Source organism: Vibrio sp. SCSIO 43153, assembly GCF_023716625.1.
GTDB lineage: Bacteria > Pseudomonadota > Gammaproteobacteria > Enterobacterales > Vibrionaceae > Vibrio > Vibrio rotiferianus.
Genome location: NZ_CP071855.1, coordinates 315044 through 330076 on the forward strand (window position 1 = coordinate 315044; position 15033 = coordinate 330076).

The window sequence follows — 15033 nt, forward strand, 5'->3', positions numbered from 1 at the left end:
CTATTGGGCGCTGAGACCTAATCGCTTAACGTTGTTGAGCAAACAGGGACCCGTATTACCTGAACCAGATAATGCTGGCGTAGGAATTGAGTCTGGATATTGGAAGTCCTAAATACCGTCTCAACCCTGTGCCGCTCAACTCATTTTTACTAATGCAAATGGAGAGCGAGCAGTGAAAACCACTCTTAGTCTGATTGCCCTTGCAGCCATCACTTCTACTTCAGCGTTTGCCGCTGAAAACCCTCTAACTGTCTACACGTACGACTCTTTCGCTGCTGATTGGGGACCTGGTCCTAAAGTCGAAAAAGCGTTCGAAGCCAAATGCGGGTGCGATGTTAACTTCGTTGCGCTGGACGACGGTGTTTCTATTCTTAACCGCCTTCGTTTAGAGGGAAACAATAGTAAAGCGGATATCGTGTTAGGTTTGGATAACAACCTGATGGCGGAAGCGAAAAAGACCGGGCTACTGGCTGAACATAATGTCGATACATCGAAAACGACTTTGCCTAGTGGTTGGAAAGACAAGACCTTCGTACCATATGACTACGGCTACTTTGCGTTTGTATACAACAAGGAGAAGTTGGCGAATCCTCCAAAAAGCATGAAAGAGCTGGTGGAAGAGCGTGATGATCTGAAAGTGATTTACCAAGACCCTCGTACTTCGACGCCGGGTCAAGGCTTGATGTTGTGGATGAAGTCCATCTACGGCGATGATGCGGCTCAAGCGTGGAAGCAACTGGCAACGAAAACAGTTACAGTTACTAAAGGTTGGTCAGAAGCTTACTCGATGTTTTTGAACGGTGAGTCTGATCTCGTGCTGTCTTACACGACCTCTCCCGCGTACCATTTGATTGCAGAAGATGACGCGAAATACGCAAGCGCAAATTTTGCCGAAGGGCACTACATGCAAGTGGAAGTGGCGGCTAAGGTTAAAGGCTCAAAGAATGCTGAGCTAGCAGATGAGTTCATGAACTTTATTTTGAGTGATGATTTCCAATCTGCGATGCCAACTGGTAACTGGATGTACCCAGTGACTGACGTTGAGTTGCCAAAAGGTTTTGAAACTCTGAGCGTACCTAGCAAACCACTGAGCTTTAGTGCAGACGAAGTAGCGAAAATGCGCAAGACTTGGATTCGCGAGTGGCAAAGCGCATTGACGTTCTAACATAGGTTCTACTTTTGAATTCTGTTCCGAAAATAGGGTTAGGGGTCGCGATGATTATCGCGACCTTTGTTATTTCTGCCCTCGGCGCTTTGATTGTCCAAGCGCCTTCACTTGATGTGTCTATGGTGTGGGGAGACCCATACTATCAACACGTCACCAAGTTCAGCTTCTACCAAGCTTTCCTTTCTACACTATTGAGTGTTGGCTTTGCTATTCCTGTTGCTCACGCACTTTCTCGACGTGAGTTCTTTGGGAAGTCTCTACTACTAAAGTTGTTTGCGTCTACCTTAGTTCTGCCGGTGTTAGTTGGTGTATTTGGCTTATTGGCGATTTACGGTAACAGTGGCTTATTAGCACAATGGCTGAAAAGCATCGATTCGGAGCTGCCGTTTTCCATCTATGGCCTGAACGGTATTTTACTTGCGCATGTGTTCTTCAACATGCCTTATGCGGCGCGACTCCTTTTGCAGGCATTAGAGTCGATCCCCGCAGAGCAACATAAACTGTGTGCACACCTTGGAATGAGTCATTGGGACAAGTTTCGTTGGGTGGAATGGCCACGCCTAAGGCAGCAATTACCACACGTAAGCGGCTTGGTGTTTATGCTTTGCTTTACCAGTTTTGCCACCGTGATGGCGCTGGGTGGAGGACCGAAGTCGACCACCATTGAACTCGCCATTTATCAGGCGATTAAGTTCGATTTTGATCTGCAGGCTGGGGCGCTTTTGGCACTGTGGCAAATGCTACTATGTGGCTTGTTAGCGATTGGCGTGCAGAAGTTGACGAAGCCAGTCTCAGTAAGCGCTGGTAGCACATCGGTACAGCAATATTTAACGAAGGATCATGGGGGGGCAAAAGCTTGGGATAGCTTTTGGATCATAGGTGCCTTTTTACTAGTAATTCCGCCACTTGTGATGGTGGTGTTCAGTGGTATAAACCAACAAGTTTGGTCGGTATTGACCGATGAGCGTTTTTGGTCTGCACTGCTTAATTCACTCAAAGTTGCGGCACTGGCGAGCTCTCTTGCCGTTGCAGCAGGCGTATCGATTTTACTGACCAGCCGACGTTGGCGATTGCAGTGTAAAAACACTCGCGCCGATCAAATTGAGCTTATCGGAACCATTATCTTAGTAACGCCGGGATTGGTGATCAGTACCGGATTGTTCCTGTTACTGCGATCGTTTACCGATGTTTTCAGCTTGGCGTTTTTTGTGGTTATTTTGGTCAATGGCTTAATGGCATTGCCATATGTGATTAAAACCTTGTCTCAACCCATGTTACATATTGAACAGCAGTACCAGTACGTGTGCGCCAGTTTGGGTATGCGTGGTTGGCAACGTTTTAAAGTCGTGGAGTGGCAAGCACTGCGCAAGCCATTTGCACATGCTTTTGCTATCAGCTTTATGTTTGCAATTGGCGACTTAAGTGCGATTGCTTTGTTCGGTGGGCAAGAGTTTAGAACCTTACCGCTGTATCTATTCCAACTGCTCGGCAGTTATCAAATGGATGCAGCAGCGGTCGTGTCGGTTACCTTGCTATTACTCAGCGTAGGCTGCTTTGCTGTGATTGAAAAAGTATTAAAAACAAAGGGGAAAGCATAATGTTAGTGTTGGATGATGTTCAGTACACCTATCAACGTGAGCTATTTCGCTTTGATTTAGAGATTAAGCACGGACAAATCGTGTCGCTGATGGGACCGAGTGGTGCAGGTAAATCAACGTTGCTCGCTTTAGTCGCTGGATTCATTAACCCTGACCTAGGCGATATTTTGGTTGATGGCACATCTATCGTGAGTAAAGAGCCGTATCAGCGTCCGTTTTCAATGCTGTTCCAAGAGCATAACCTGTTTGCTCACCTGCCAGTAAGGGACAATATTGGTTTGGGCTTACATCCGGGTTTAAAGCTCACGGTAGACCAAAAACTGCTTGTTGAGCAAGCGGCGAAGCAAGTCGGGGTTGCTGAGTATCTGGACCGTTTACCTGAACATCTTTCTGGTGGTCAGCGTCAGCGTGTGGCACTTGCGCGTTGTTTTGTTCAGCCGCATCCAATGTGGTTACTCGATGAACCTTTTTCTGCACTTGACCCAGTATTGAGAGAAGAGATGCTGACACTGGTTAAACAGCTTGCTGCTGAGCGTGGTATTACCGTTTTGATGGTGACGCACCATTTAAGTGACGCCAGAGCGATTGCTAGTCATTTTGCATTTGTAGCTGGTGGTCAGGTTGAAGCTGCTGGTGCGATTGGTGAGCTTAACGCTCAACATAGCAGTGAAGCATTGAAAGCCTTTGTCAAAGCGGCGGGGTAAGTCTTCTACATTGTAAAAATAAAAGGTTGATGCAAGCATCAACCTTTTTTGTTTTATGAGTTTGAATGAGCGCGTTAACCTTGAGGTTTCACTACCATTACATTGATTGGTGAGTTCTCTACCACTTTACTTGCCACAGAGCCCAGCATCACTTTGTTGATCTTTGAGCGTTTATGGCTTGGCATAATGATAAGGTCAGCACCTAAACGTTCTGCGTAATCAAGGATGGTTGCATACGCCTTGCCTTCTGCAACGTGGACTTTGTAGATCACCTCGTCATCAATATGTTGGTCTGCAAAGGCTTTGAGTTGCTGTTTTACGTCTTGCTTCATTTTCGCCGCCGCATCTTTCGGGAAGTAAGTTGCGACCATCGACATATGAATACCAGGCAAAACAGTTAACAAGTGAACTTCAGCATTGGCTTGCTTTGCCTGCCATACCGCTAACTCAACAGCGCGGTCAGAAAAGCCTTGGTCATTTAGATCAACCGGAACAAGAATTTGTTTGTACATTCAATGTCTCTCATTGAGGCCCCTTATCCTCGGGGCCAAATCGGTTATGCGCTCAACTGTTCCTTACGAGCACGACGTTTTTGGTTCAGGGCAAGTACCAGCAAGATCATTAAGCAAGGCACAAATACCCATTCTTTCATTGGACGATCTGCGTCTTGAACAATCCATTTGATCTCCCAGTCGAAGTCGACTCCGGCTGACTCTGCCGGGCTGCCAAACTCAACCATGTCTACGATCATTTTGCCGTCGTTCTCGGTCAGCATTAGGCCCATTGAAGAAATACGTTCTTCAGCGGTTGCTGCTTTATCTTCGAACGGAAGACGTACCGTTTTTTCAACGTAGTCACCTTCAAGGTTTTCACCAGCGACACGTAACTCTATGGATTCTCCTACATTTAGCCCTTCTGTTATTTGAGCTATCTCAACGCCAGGGGAAAGAACTTTCGCGGGATAAAGCATGTCCCACCAGAAACCTGGTCTAAAGAAAGAGAAAGTGAGCACTAATAGGAGAACGGTTTCCCACCACTTGTTACGTGTGAACCACCAACCTTGTGTTGCTGCTGAGAAGATCAACATCGCAATGATCGAAGAGATCACGGTTAACGCCAAATGCCACCATGTATCGATCCCCATTAATAACAGTTGCGTGTTGAAAACGAACATGAATGGCAGAATTGCGGTTCGAATATCGTAGGTAAAGCCTTGAATACCAGTACGAATTGGGTCTGATTTTGCAATAGCTGCTGCGGCGAAGGCTGCCAAACCTACTGGCGGCGTATCATCGGCAAGAATACCGAAGTAGAACACGAATAAGTGCACCGCAATCAGTGGGATGATCAAGCCGTGTGCTGCACCTAAAGTGACGATAACTGGCGCCATCAGTGTTGATACCACGATGTAGTTTGCTGTGGTTGGTAGACCCATACCCAAGATCAAGCTGATCACTGCAGTAAATAGCAACATCAGTATGATGCTACCGCCGGAGATGAACTCAACAAAGTCCGTCATTACAAGGCCAATACCAGTTAGTGTTACTACACCAACAACGGTACCCGCAGCTGCGGTCGCAACACCGATACCAATCATATTGCGCGCGCCAGAGACTAAGCTTTCAGCTAGATCGACAAAACCGTCTTTCGTTTGTTCGACAAGATCACCCTCTTTGGACAACACTGCAATCAACGGACGCTGTGTCAGCAAGATGAAGATCATAAATACCGTGGCCCAGAATGCTGATAGGCCTGGCGAAAAACGCTCAACCGTCAAACACCAAACCAATACGACGATAGGCAATAGGTAGTGCAGACCAGATTTAATCGTTGGGCCCGGATCTGGTACTTCGGTTAGCTCAGCATCAATTTCAATCGCGCCATCTTTAACGTGATTCGCTGAAATCTTCACAAGACTGACATAAGCAATCAGTAAAGCTACAGTAACGATAGGTGTTGCTGCATCGCCGAAGACGTCTTTAGTCCAACCCACACCGTAGTAAACCAAGGCGCTGATGACGCACAAGCCAAGGATAGTGCCGGTAAATGATAATAGGCTTTGTAGCATGGTTGGGTTGTGGCGACGAGGGAGGCCGGTCATGCCTGCTTTACATGCTTCAAGGTGAACGATGTAAATCAGAGCAATGTAGGAAATAAGTGCAGGAAGTAGGGCTGCTTTGATTACTTCAACGTAAGAGATACCAACATATTCAACCATTAGGAAGGCTGCAGCGCCCATGATAGGCGGCGTCAGCTGGCCATTGGTTGAAGCAGCTACTTCTACTGCGCCCGCTTTGGTACCAGGAAAGCCAACACGCTTCATTAGCGGGATGGTGAATGTACCTGTGGTTACCACGTTAGCGATGGATGAACCTGAAACGAGACCGGATAGACCGGATGCTACAACCGCCGCTTTCGCAGGACCGCCTTTCATGTGACCAAGCAGTGAGAAAGCAACCTTGATGAAGTAAGCGCCCGCACCAGCACGTTCTAGCATGGCACCGAAAAGTACAAATAAGAACACGAAAGATGTTGATACACCAAGCGCAACGCCAAATACACCTTCTGTTGTTAGCCATAGGTGCGACATCGCTTTGTTTAAGCTCGCACCTTTGTGGGCAATTACGTCGGGCATGTATGGGCCCGCGAAGGTATAAGTCAGGAACACGGCAGCCACGACCATCAGTGGTGGACCTAATGCGCGTCGTGTTGCTTCAAGTAGTAAAACCATACCTGTAACGGCAACCACGATATCCATGGTGGTTGGAGCGCCTGAACGGCCAGCCAGTTCGGTATAGAAAATAAAGATATAAGCTGCTGAAAAACTGCCCGCTAACGCCAATACCCAGTCGATTAATGGGATATGATCTCGCGGAGAATTCTTCATTGCAGGATAAGCAGTAAATGCTAAAAAAGTAGCAAATGTAAGGTGGATCGCACGGGCTTCAGTGTCATTCAGTACGCCAAAATTAAAAATAAATGGTAGTGGAGATGCATACCATAATTGAAATAGTGACCAGCACAGCGGAACGAACCATAAGATTCGGCCTTGTAGCCCAGATGGGCTGCGCGCTCCAGTATCGGCTTGAGCCACCATTTCTTGCACATCTTGTGACGGAGTGTTGTTCGTCGACATGTACTTTTCCCTTATTATTGATGGTCCTGTCTTAGATTTACTTTTCGAGAACCTTATTTCGCCTCTTTCAGTGTAGTGAATAGGGCAAAACTTGCTTCTTATTGGTGTCTGGCTGTTTCCAGTAGAACGGCAAAGCTCTGGATTAAATAAAGCCAGCTTTAATTTTTCTTGAGTAATTGAACGCGATTCTAGGAAATAGAACCGGATAATTGAATTGAACAGGCGATTAGAACTACCACCTGCTTTCAAGCAGAGAGCCATCCCTCTCTGCTTGATTTATGGCGAATTGGTTATTTAATCAAACCAATTTCTTTGTAGTATTTTTCTGCACCTGGGTGAAGAGGGATAGAAAGACCAGCTTTCACCATGTCTTCTTTTTTCAGGTTTGCGAATGCTGGGTGTAGACGTTTGAATGTGTCGAAGTTTTCGAACACAGCTTTTGCTACGTTGTATGCAACATCATCTGATACATCTGTTGTTGTTACCATCGTTGCCGCAACACCGAAGCTATTTACGTCTTTGTCTGTACCGCGGTACATGCCAGCTGGAACTGTACTGTATGCGTAGTATGGGTTGTCTGCTACGATCTTTTCGATCTGTGGACCCGTTGCAGATACTAGCTTAGCATCACAAGATGTTGTTGCTTCTTTGATTGAACCGTTCGGGTGACCAACCATGTAGATAAACGCATCGATCTTGTTGTCACATAGCGCTTGTGAACGCTCAGAGCCTTTTAGCTCAGATGCCAGTTTGAAGCTGTCGTTTGTCCAGCCCATAGCATCCATTACTACGCCCATTGTCGCGCGGTCACCAGAACCAGGGTTACCGATGTTTACACGTTTACCTTTCAGGTCTTGGACACTTTCAATACCAGAGTCTGCGCGTGCAATGATGTTAAAAGGTTCTGTGTGAAGAGAGAACATCGCGCGTAGCTTCTTGTATGGGCCTTGATCTGCAAACTTGCTTGTACCGTTGTAGCCGTGGTACTGCCAATCCGATTGCACGATACCAAAATCCAGCTCACCGGCACGAATTGTGTTCACGTTGTAAATAGAACCGCCAGTAGACTCTACAGAACAACGAACGTTGTGGTCTTTACGACCCTTGTTTACCAATTTACAAATTGCACCACCGGTAGGGTAGTAAACACCAGTTACAGAACCTGTGCCGATTGTGATGAATTCTTGAGCGTTAACAGCGCCTGCGCCCATTACAGCTGCAGCGATAGCGCCTACTTTAATAAGTTTGGTAAATGCCATGAATTTCCCTTCCTTTATTTTTTATCTACCCAAAAGTAACCATAAGCTACTTCTGAAGTTTCCTGTCTGGAAACGGCATCTTTTTCAATCCTAATGTTTGAAAAAGCGAGCGAATAATAACAAAAATTTGGCAGAAAATTATCCGATTGTTAAAACTTATAGCGAAAAAATCTAATGGGTAGTCATGGGAGTAAAAGAAAATAGAGAGTAATAGTTCTTTTATTACAGCTACTTAAGTGTTTTCTGGTGGGGTTGGTGAAAATAATTAATAGCGTGATGTGCGTCACGTTTTTTGTGGATGAAAATTAGCCTAATTAGCAAACATTTTACATAAATTATGGGCTACAAAAACTCAACTATTTTCATAGCCCATAAGTAGTTAGCATTAACCAGCGTACTCGAATAACTCACATACGGAGTTGAACAACTGTTCCGTCGTTACTGCCATTGTTGGTGTGATAAAAATGGTGTCATCACCAGCAACCACACCTAAGATGCCCTCGGACTTACCAAGTGAGTCAAGTAGACGAGCGATAAGTTGAGCTGCGCCTGGACCAGTATGGATAACAACTAAAGCTGCGTTGTGGTCGATGTCTAACACCAATTCACGCAGAGAGCTACTTACTGTTGGGACGCCTAGCTCAGCAGGAAGGCAGTAAACCATCTCCATTTTCGCATTACGTGTACGAACCGCACCAAACTTGGTTAGCATGCGAGAGACTTTAGATTGGTTAATACTTTCGAAACCTTGCTGTTTTAGTGCATCAACAATCTCACCTTGTGAGCCAAAGCTTTCTTCTTTTAATAGTGCTTTAAAAGCGCGAACTAAATTGTCTTGTTTTTCTGAATTGCGCATAGTGTTTTTTGATTCTCTTCATCTAAGTATCAGCAATGTGCATATTTTCGCATAGATATTCATCTAAAGCCAAAAGCTCCAACTAATATGTTAATTCCATCACTGTAAACCCCAAAGAGAATAGTGTTTCGTATTGTTCCAAAAACTAGGTGAAAAATGACATTGAATTTCTTGTCATTTCAGTCGAATAACAGAATAATCGAGGCCTCATTTGTAGCACGATAACAGTGAGTTGCGCGAGGTCGCAAAGATGACGTTAATTGATTGTAATCAAGTTGTGATTCCGATAGCTTTATTTTAGCTGGTTACAAAATACCCTACGAATACGTTTATAAGAGAAATACTCTCAAGGAGAACTACATGAAAGTAGCCGTTATTGGTGCCGCTGGTGGCATCGGTCAAGCTCTGGCCCTTCTACTTAAGAACCGCCTTCCTGCAGGTTCTGACTTAGCCCTATACGATATTGCTCCAGTAACTCCTGGTGTGGCAGCCGATCTTAGCCACATCCCAACTCCGGTTTCTATCAAAGGTTACGCTGGTGAGGACCCAACACCTGCACTTGAAGGTGCGGACGTAGTACTTATCTCAGCTGGTGTTGCTCGTAAACCTGGTATGGATCGCGCAGATCTATTTAACGTAAATGCTGGCATCGTTAAGTCGCTAGCAGAGAAGATCGCGGTAGTATGCCCGACAGCATGTGTAGGTATCATCACTAACCCAGTGAATACCACAGTGCCAATCGCAGCTGAAGTGTTGAAAAAAGCAGGCGTTTACGACAAGCGCAAACTATTTGGTGTTACAACGCTAGATGTTATCCGTTCAGAAACATTCGTCGCTGAACTAAAAGACAAAGATCCGGGTGACATTCGTGTGCCTGTTATTGGTGGCCACTCTGGCGTAACCATTCTTCCTCTACTTTCTCAAGTTGAAGGTGTTGAGTTTACTGCTGAAGAAGTGGAAGCGCTAACGAAGCGTATCCAGAACGCAGGTACAGAAGTTGTAGAAGCGAAAGCGGGTGGCGGTAGTGCGACTCTATCTATGGGTCAAGCAGCGTGTCGCTTTGGTCTAGCACTAGTACGTGCACTTCAAGGTGAAGAAGGTGTGGTTGAGTGTGCATACGTAGAAGGTGGTAGTGAGCACGCTCCTTACTTTGCACAACCTGTGAAGCTAGGTAAAGATGGTGTCGAAGAAGTGCTAAGCTACGGTGCTCTAAGTGACTACGAAAAGTCAGCACTTGATGGCATGCTAGAAACGCTAAATGGTGATATCAACATTGGTGTTGAGTTTGCTAAGTAAGCCTCTCTCTATATAAAGAGCATCATATAATGACAAAGCCGATCTTAAGATCGGCTTTTTTGATCCTTTTTTTGTTGGCTTACGTATCAGAGTCAGAACCAAGTAGCGTTGTGAAGGAGAAGATGATGGAAGCAAGTCGAATCCGTAAAGGTATGGTTGTAGAGTGTCAGCAGGGAGTAGGGACCATTTTGGTGGTTGACCAAGAAGCGGAAACGGTACTGTTGGCTAAGCAAGGCTCTGAAGAGCAATTAGCGGTTAGCTTCGATGAAATAGAAGATAACCCTCAACTCCATGGTAGTAGTGACCAGTATTACTAGAATGATGCTCAACGTTTAAAAACAATAGATAACAAAAAGGAAGAGCATGGCTCTTCCTTTTTACTTTTGGGTCTACTTTATTAGCTAGTACGTTTTACAGCCATATGGGCTAGTGTGATGAGTGCTTGCTTATATTCAGACTCTGGCAGGATTGCGAGCTCAGCAATGGCTTTATCTGCTTCATCCAGCGCTCTTTGCGTGGTGTATTCGAGAGAGCCTGCAGCTTGCATGACGGCAAGAATTTCTTCTAACCTGTCCATACCGTTCGCTTTTTCAATTGCTTCACGGATCATCTGCGCATTATCTGGTGTACTGTTACGCATCGCATGCAATAGAGGTAGTGTTGGTTTGCCTTCAGCTAAATCGTCACCAACATTCTTGCCCATATCCTCACCGTCTGACGTATAGTCCATCACGTCATCGATGAGTTGGAATGCGGTGCCAAGGTATTTGCCGTAGTTTTGTAACGCCACTTCTACTTCTTCTGGAGCATCATTAAGAATCGCACCAATTTGTGTTGCTGATTCAAACAGACGTGCTGTTTTCGAGTAGATGACCTGCATGTAGCTTTCTTCAGTCGTGTCAGGATCATTACAGTTCATCAACTGCTGAACCTCACCTTCTGCGATCACATTAACAGCATCACTCATTAGCTTAAGGATCTTCATTGATCCTAGCTCAGTCATCATTTGGAATGAGCGAGTATAAATAAAGTCCCCAACTAACACGCTCGCCGCGTTACCAAACGCAGCGTTCGCTGTCGCTTTACCACGACGCATGTCAGATTCATCAACTACATCATCGTGCAACAAAGTTGCTGTATGGATGAACTCGATAAACGCCGCAGCCATAGTATGACCGTTACCTTGGTAACCAAGAGCACGTGCTGACAATATTGCCAGAAGTGGTCTCAGGCGTTTGCCCCCACCACTCACGATATAGAAACCGAGTTGGTTGATTAAAGAGACATCAGAATTTAGTTGGGCTTGAATTGTTTCATTCACTTTTGCCATGTCATCGGCAGTAAGCGCTTGGATAGTTTTAAAATCCATCGTATATCCGGCTGAAGTTAGACCCTGCAAGGCTTATTCGATTTATATAATTGTCGAATAATACACTAAAAAACGTTGATTAATACATTACTAAAGGGCATGATTGCCGCACTTTTCTTTGGCGATTAGCTTTTCGCCAATTTTTTCAAAATATGGCTTGTCATAGGAGCATCTCTTCTGTAGAATCTGCGCCCTATTGATGATTAGTTTAGCGCACACCCTCATGAAAAGGCTGTGCGGAAAAAGCGGAGTAAAATATGTACGCTGTTTTCCAATCTGGTGGTAAACAACACCGTGTAAGCGAAGGTCAAACTCTTCGTTTAGAGAAATTAGACGTTGAAACTGGTGCAACTGTAGAATTTGATAAAGTTCTTCTTGTTGCTAACGGCGAAGACATCAAAGTTGGTGCTCCTCTTGTAGAGGGCGGCAAAGTTGTTGCTGAAGTTGTACAACACGGTCGTGGCGATAAAGTTAAAATCGTTAAGTTCCGTCGTCGTAAGCACTCTCGTAAGCAACAGGGTCACCGTCAGTGGTTCACTGAAGTGAAGATCACTGGTATCAACGCTTAATCTATTAGGAGAGTTTAACAATGGCACACAAAAAAGCTGGTGGTTCTACTCGTAACGGCCGCGATTCAGAAAGCAAACGTCTAGGTGTTAAGCGTTTCGGTGGTGAATCTGTTCTTGCAGGTAACATCATCGTTCGTCAACGTGGTACTAAGTTCCACGCTGGTAACAACGTAGGTATCGGTAAAGACCACACTCTATTCGCTCTTACTGAAGGTAAGGTGAAGTTCGAGGTTAAAGGTCCTAAGAACCGCAAGTTTGTAAGCATCGAAGCTGAGTAATTTTACCTTTTAGGTTAATTATTAAAGCTTTACAGCTGAATTCAAAAGCCCTGCCGATTCGGCGGGGTTTTTTATTTGTAGCAGTCGACATATCGAAGTTTCTCGTTTTAGCCCTGAGCGCTGGGTATCTGGGAGCTTAGATCTGTCATCTGCTAAAATTGTTTGATGACAAGTCAGATTTAATCCACGCACGAAGTAGTCGGAGTAAAAGATGAAGTTCGTAGATGAAGCGGTAGTAAAAGTTCAGGCTGGTGACGGCGGTAGCGGCGTTGTAAGTTTCTGGCGTGAAAAATTCATCACCAAAGGTGGCCCAGATGGTGGCGACGGTGGTGATGGTGGTGATGTATACATCCAAGCCGATGAAAACCTAAATACCCTGATCGATTACCGTTTCCAACGCTTTTACGAAGCAGAACGCGGTGAAAACGGTCGCGGCGGTAACTGTACTGGTAAACGTGGTAAAGACATCACGCTTCGCGTGCCAGTTGGTACTCGCGCAGTTGATATCCACACTAACGAAATCGTTGCAGAAGTAGCAGAACACGGTAAGAAAGTGATGGTCGCTAAAGGCGGCTGGCACGGTCTTGGTAACACGCGTTTCAAATCTTCAGTAAACCGCGCTCCTCGTCAGAGAACGTTGGGTACTAAAGGTGAAATCCGTGAAATCCGTCTAGAGCTATTGCTATTGGCTGACGTTGGTATGCTAGGTCTGCCTAACGCAGGTAAATCAACCTTTATCCGCGCAGTATCCGCAGCAAAACCAAAAGTAGCAGATTACCCATTTACTACGCTAATCCCAAGCTTGGGTGTTGTGAGTGTGGTTCCTGAGAAGAGCTTTGTGGTTGCTGATATTCCAGGTCTTATCGAAGGTGCAGCAGACGGTGCAGGTCTAGGCATTCGCTTCCTTAAGCACCTAGAGCGTTGCCGAGTGTTATTGCACATGATTGATATCATGCCTATCGATCAGTCAGATCCAATTCAAAATGCCCTAACCATCATTGATGAGCTAGAGCAGTACAGTGAAAAACTAGCAGGCAAACCTCGTTGGCTCGTTTTCAACAAAACGGATCTGATGCCGGAAGAAGAAGCGAATGAAAAGATCCAAGAGATCTTGGATGCGCTAGGTTGGGAAGACGAGTACTTCAAGATCTCGGCGATCAACCGTAACGGTACAAAAGAGCTTTGCTACAAGCTAGCAGACTTTATGGAAAACCTACCTCGTGAAGAGGAAGAAGTGGCTGAAGAAGATAAAGTTAACTTCATGTGGGATGACTACCATAAAGACGCAATGGCTGGTAAAGACGTGATCACTGAAGATGACGACGACGATTGGGATGACTGGGACGACGAAGAAGACGACGGTCACGTTGTTTACGTCCGCGACTAATCGCTAGCTAATTCATTAAGCCGCAATGTGTATTGCGGCTTTTTTTGTATCTAAATCATGTTTAGCCGATGTGATTTGCGGCACAATATCAAATTGTGCTTAATCACATATTTAGTAGGCGGCACTGTTTGCGTCTACACGCTTTTATAAAAGGAATTAGGAAGTCTCTATGTCATCAAAGCAGAGAGCGATATCTAGGTTAGTCGCTCAGTCTGGACAGATGTTATTGGCCCATGGTGCAGAAAGCACTTTGGTGAGTGACATCATGCGTCGTATCGGTCTTGCATGTGGAGTATCTGAAGTTGCTGTAGCACTCTCTGCTAATGCACTTGTTGTGACCACTGTTATGGAAGATCACTGCATCACCACTGCGCGGAGCTGTGCTGATCGCGGCATCAATATGCGTGTGATAACCCAAATTCAGCGTATCTGTATCCTAATGGAGCGTGGACTGCTGGATTTCAATATGGCGCAAAAAAAGCTCAATCATATTAGCCCTGAACGTTATAACAGATGGTTGGTGGTATTTATGATTGGCCTATCGTGCGCTGCCTTTAGTCGCCTTGCCGGAGGGGATTGGGGGGTGTTCGCTATGACGTTTATAGCCTCAGCAGTTGGTATGACTGTACGTCAAGAGATAGGTCATCGTCACTTCAACCCATTACTTAACTTTGCTGCAACGGCTTTTGTTACCACTCTTGTTTCTGCTCAAGCGGTTATCTTGGATATCGGAAATCTGCCCACGGTCGCTATGGCGTCATCAGTACTGATGCTAGTTCCGGGTTTCCCACTCATTAACTCGGTTGCTGATATGTTGAAAGGCCACATCAACATGGGGATCGCGCGATTCACTATGGCGAGCTTGCTTACTTTAGCAACCTGCCTTGGTATTGTGGCGGCAATGGAGGTGACTGGCATTTGGGGGTGGATGAGCTAATGAGTGTGTTTGAACTGGCTTTAGGTCTTTTAAATGACATGTTTTTTGCAGCGATTCCAGCTGTCGGCTTTGCTATGGTGTTCAATGTGCCACAGAGAGCTTTAGTCTATTGTGCAGTGGGTGGTGCTATTGGCCATGGCAGTCGATATTTGATGATGCATTTTGGCTTACCGATTGAGTGGGCTACTTTTTTTGCCGCTACTCTGGTTGGCATGATTGGTGTTCATTGGTCGCATCGTTTTCTTGCTCATCCTAAAGTATTCACTGTTGCAGCCTTAATCCCTATGGTTCCTGGGGTATTTGCTTATAAAGCGATGATTGCCATGGTAGAGATAAACCACTTGGGTTACTCACCTGAACTTATTGCGACGTGCATGGAAAACTTTCTTAAAGCGATGTTTATTATTGCAGGCTTAGCGGTTGGCTTGGCAGTTCCGGGGCTGCTATTCTATCGCCGTCGACCAATAGTTTAAGGA

15 protein-coding genes are annotated in these 15033 nt (G+C 45.5%); 10 read left to right on the forward strand and 5 right to left on the reverse strand.

Translation table 11 applies throughout. From position 1 onward, the window contains the following. Positions 1 to 172 precede the first annotated feature (172 nt). Genes thiB through thiQ form a run of 3 tightly spaced genes read left to right on the forward strand, consistent with a single transcriptional unit; the run spans position 173 to position 3470 of the window. Positions 173 to 1165 (forward strand): thiamine ABC transporter substrate binding subunit, encoded by a 993-nt coding sequence (thiB, locus tag J4N37_RS01525; protein WP_045386414.1) that lies wholly within the window; start codon positions 173 to 175, stop codon positions 1163 to 1165. A 14-nt stretch (positions 1166 to 1179) separates the two neighbouring features. Next, positions 1180 to 2766, forward strand: a complete 1587-nt coding sequence (thiP, locus tag J4N37_RS01530) for a thiamine/thiamine pyrophosphate ABC transporter permease ThiP (RefSeq protein WP_082038706.1) — start codon at positions 1180 to 1182, stop codon at positions 2764 to 2766. Further along, entirely contained in the window at positions 2766 to 3470 is a 705-nt protein-coding gene (thiQ, locus tag J4N37_RS01535; RefSeq protein ID WP_045386419.1) for a thiamine ABC transporter ATP-binding protein, read from the forward strand. The genes thiP and thiQ overlap by 1 nt, the downstream gene beginning before the upstream one ends. Before the next feature lie 74 nt (positions 3471 to 3544). Here thiQ and J4N37_RS01540 read toward each other — a convergent pair whose 3' ends face one another. The 4 genes from J4N37_RS01540 to argR all read right to left on the reverse strand — a co-directional run bounded on the left by J4N37_RS01540 (position 3545) and on the right by argR (position 8721). Then, positions 3545 to 3982 carry a universal stress protein gene (locus tag J4N37_RS01540; protein WP_005430588.1) on the reverse strand — a complete coding sequence of 146 codons (438 nt, stop codon included), beginning with the start codon at positions 3980 to 3982 and terminating at the stop codon, positions 3545 to 3547. A gap of 44 nt (positions 3983 to 4026) precedes the next feature. After that, positions 4027 to 6606, reverse strand: a complete 2580-nt coding sequence (locus tag J4N37_RS01545) for a TRAP transporter permease (protein ID WP_045386422.1) — start codon at positions 6604 to 6606, stop codon at positions 4027 to 4029. Positions 6607 to 6896: 290 nt separating this feature from the next. Then, positions 6897 to 7865 carry a TAXI family TRAP transporter solute-binding subunit gene (locus J4N37_RS01550; RefSeq protein WP_010445448.1) on the reverse strand — a complete coding sequence of 323 codons (969 nt, stop codon included), beginning with the start codon at positions 7863 to 7865 and terminating at the stop codon, positions 6897 to 6899. Between the two features lie 385 nt (positions 7866 to 8250). Further along, a complete protein-coding gene (gene argR / locus J4N37_RS01555; RefSeq protein WP_045386424.1) occupies positions 8251 to 8721 on the reverse strand; it encodes a transcriptional regulator ArgR in 471 nt (156 codons plus the stop codon). 360 nt (positions 8722 to 9081) lie between these two features. On the opposite strand from argR, the gene mdh reads away from it, so the two are divergent. Together mdh and J4N37_RS01565 are read left to right on the forward strand one after the other, a co-directional pair. Then, positions 9082 to 10017 carry a malate dehydrogenase gene (gene mdh / locus J4N37_RS01560; RefSeq protein ID WP_038885336.1) on the forward strand — a complete coding sequence of 312 codons (936 nt, stop codon included), beginning with the start codon at positions 9082 to 9084 and terminating at the stop codon, positions 10015 to 10017. Positions 10018 to 10142: 125 nt separating this feature from the next. Then, positions 10143 to 10334 carry a hypothetical protein gene (locus J4N37_RS01565; protein ID WP_010445455.1) on the forward strand — a complete coding sequence of 64 codons (192 nt, stop codon included), beginning with the start codon at positions 10143 to 10145 and terminating at the stop codon, positions 10332 to 10334. Positions 10335 to 10414: 80 nt separating this feature from the next. Here J4N37_RS01565 and ispB read toward each other — a convergent pair whose 3' ends face one another. After that, on the reverse strand, positions 10415 to 11386 hold the full coding sequence (ispB, locus tag J4N37_RS01570; protein WP_010445457.1) for an octaprenyl diphosphate synthase: 972 nt from the start codon (positions 11384 to 11386) through the stop codon (positions 10415 to 10417). Positions 11387 to 11643: 257 nt separating this feature from the next. On the opposite strand from ispB, the gene rplU reads away from it, so the two are divergent. The 5 genes from rplU to J4N37_RS01595 all read left to right on the forward strand — a co-directional run bounded on the left by rplU (position 11644) and on the right by J4N37_RS01595 (position 15030). Further along, the gene (rplU, locus tag J4N37_RS01575; protein WP_000271393.1) at positions 11644 to 11955 is read left to right on the forward strand and encodes a 50S ribosomal protein L21; all 312 of its coding nucleotides are present in this window, start codon (positions 11644 to 11646) and stop codon (positions 11953 to 11955) included. A 20-nt stretch (positions 11956 to 11975) separates the two neighbouring features. After that, a complete protein-coding gene (gene rpmA, locus J4N37_RS01580; protein WP_005383095.1) occupies positions 11976 to 12233 on the forward strand; it encodes a 50S ribosomal protein L27 in 258 nt (85 codons plus the stop codon). A 211-nt stretch (positions 12234 to 12444) separates the two neighbouring features. Continuing rightward, a complete protein-coding gene (cgtA, locus tag J4N37_RS01585; protein ID WP_010445604.1) occupies positions 12445 to 13620 on the forward strand; it encodes an Obg family GTPase CgtA in 1176 nt (391 codons plus the stop codon). A 169-nt stretch (positions 13621 to 13789) separates the two neighbouring features. After that, positions 13790 to 14557 carry a threonine/serine exporter family protein gene (locus J4N37_RS01590; protein WP_252041540.1) on the forward strand — a complete coding sequence of 256 codons (768 nt, stop codon included), beginning with the start codon at positions 13790 to 13792 and terminating at the stop codon, positions 14555 to 14557. Further along, positions 14557 to 15030, forward strand: a complete 474-nt coding sequence (locus J4N37_RS01595; RefSeq protein ID WP_029560911.1) for a threonine/serine exporter family protein — start codon at positions 14557 to 14559, stop codon at positions 15028 to 15030. The genes J4N37_RS01590 and J4N37_RS01595 overlap by 1 nt, the downstream gene beginning before the upstream one ends. The last annotated feature ends 3 nt before the right edge of the window (positions 15031 to 15033 follow it).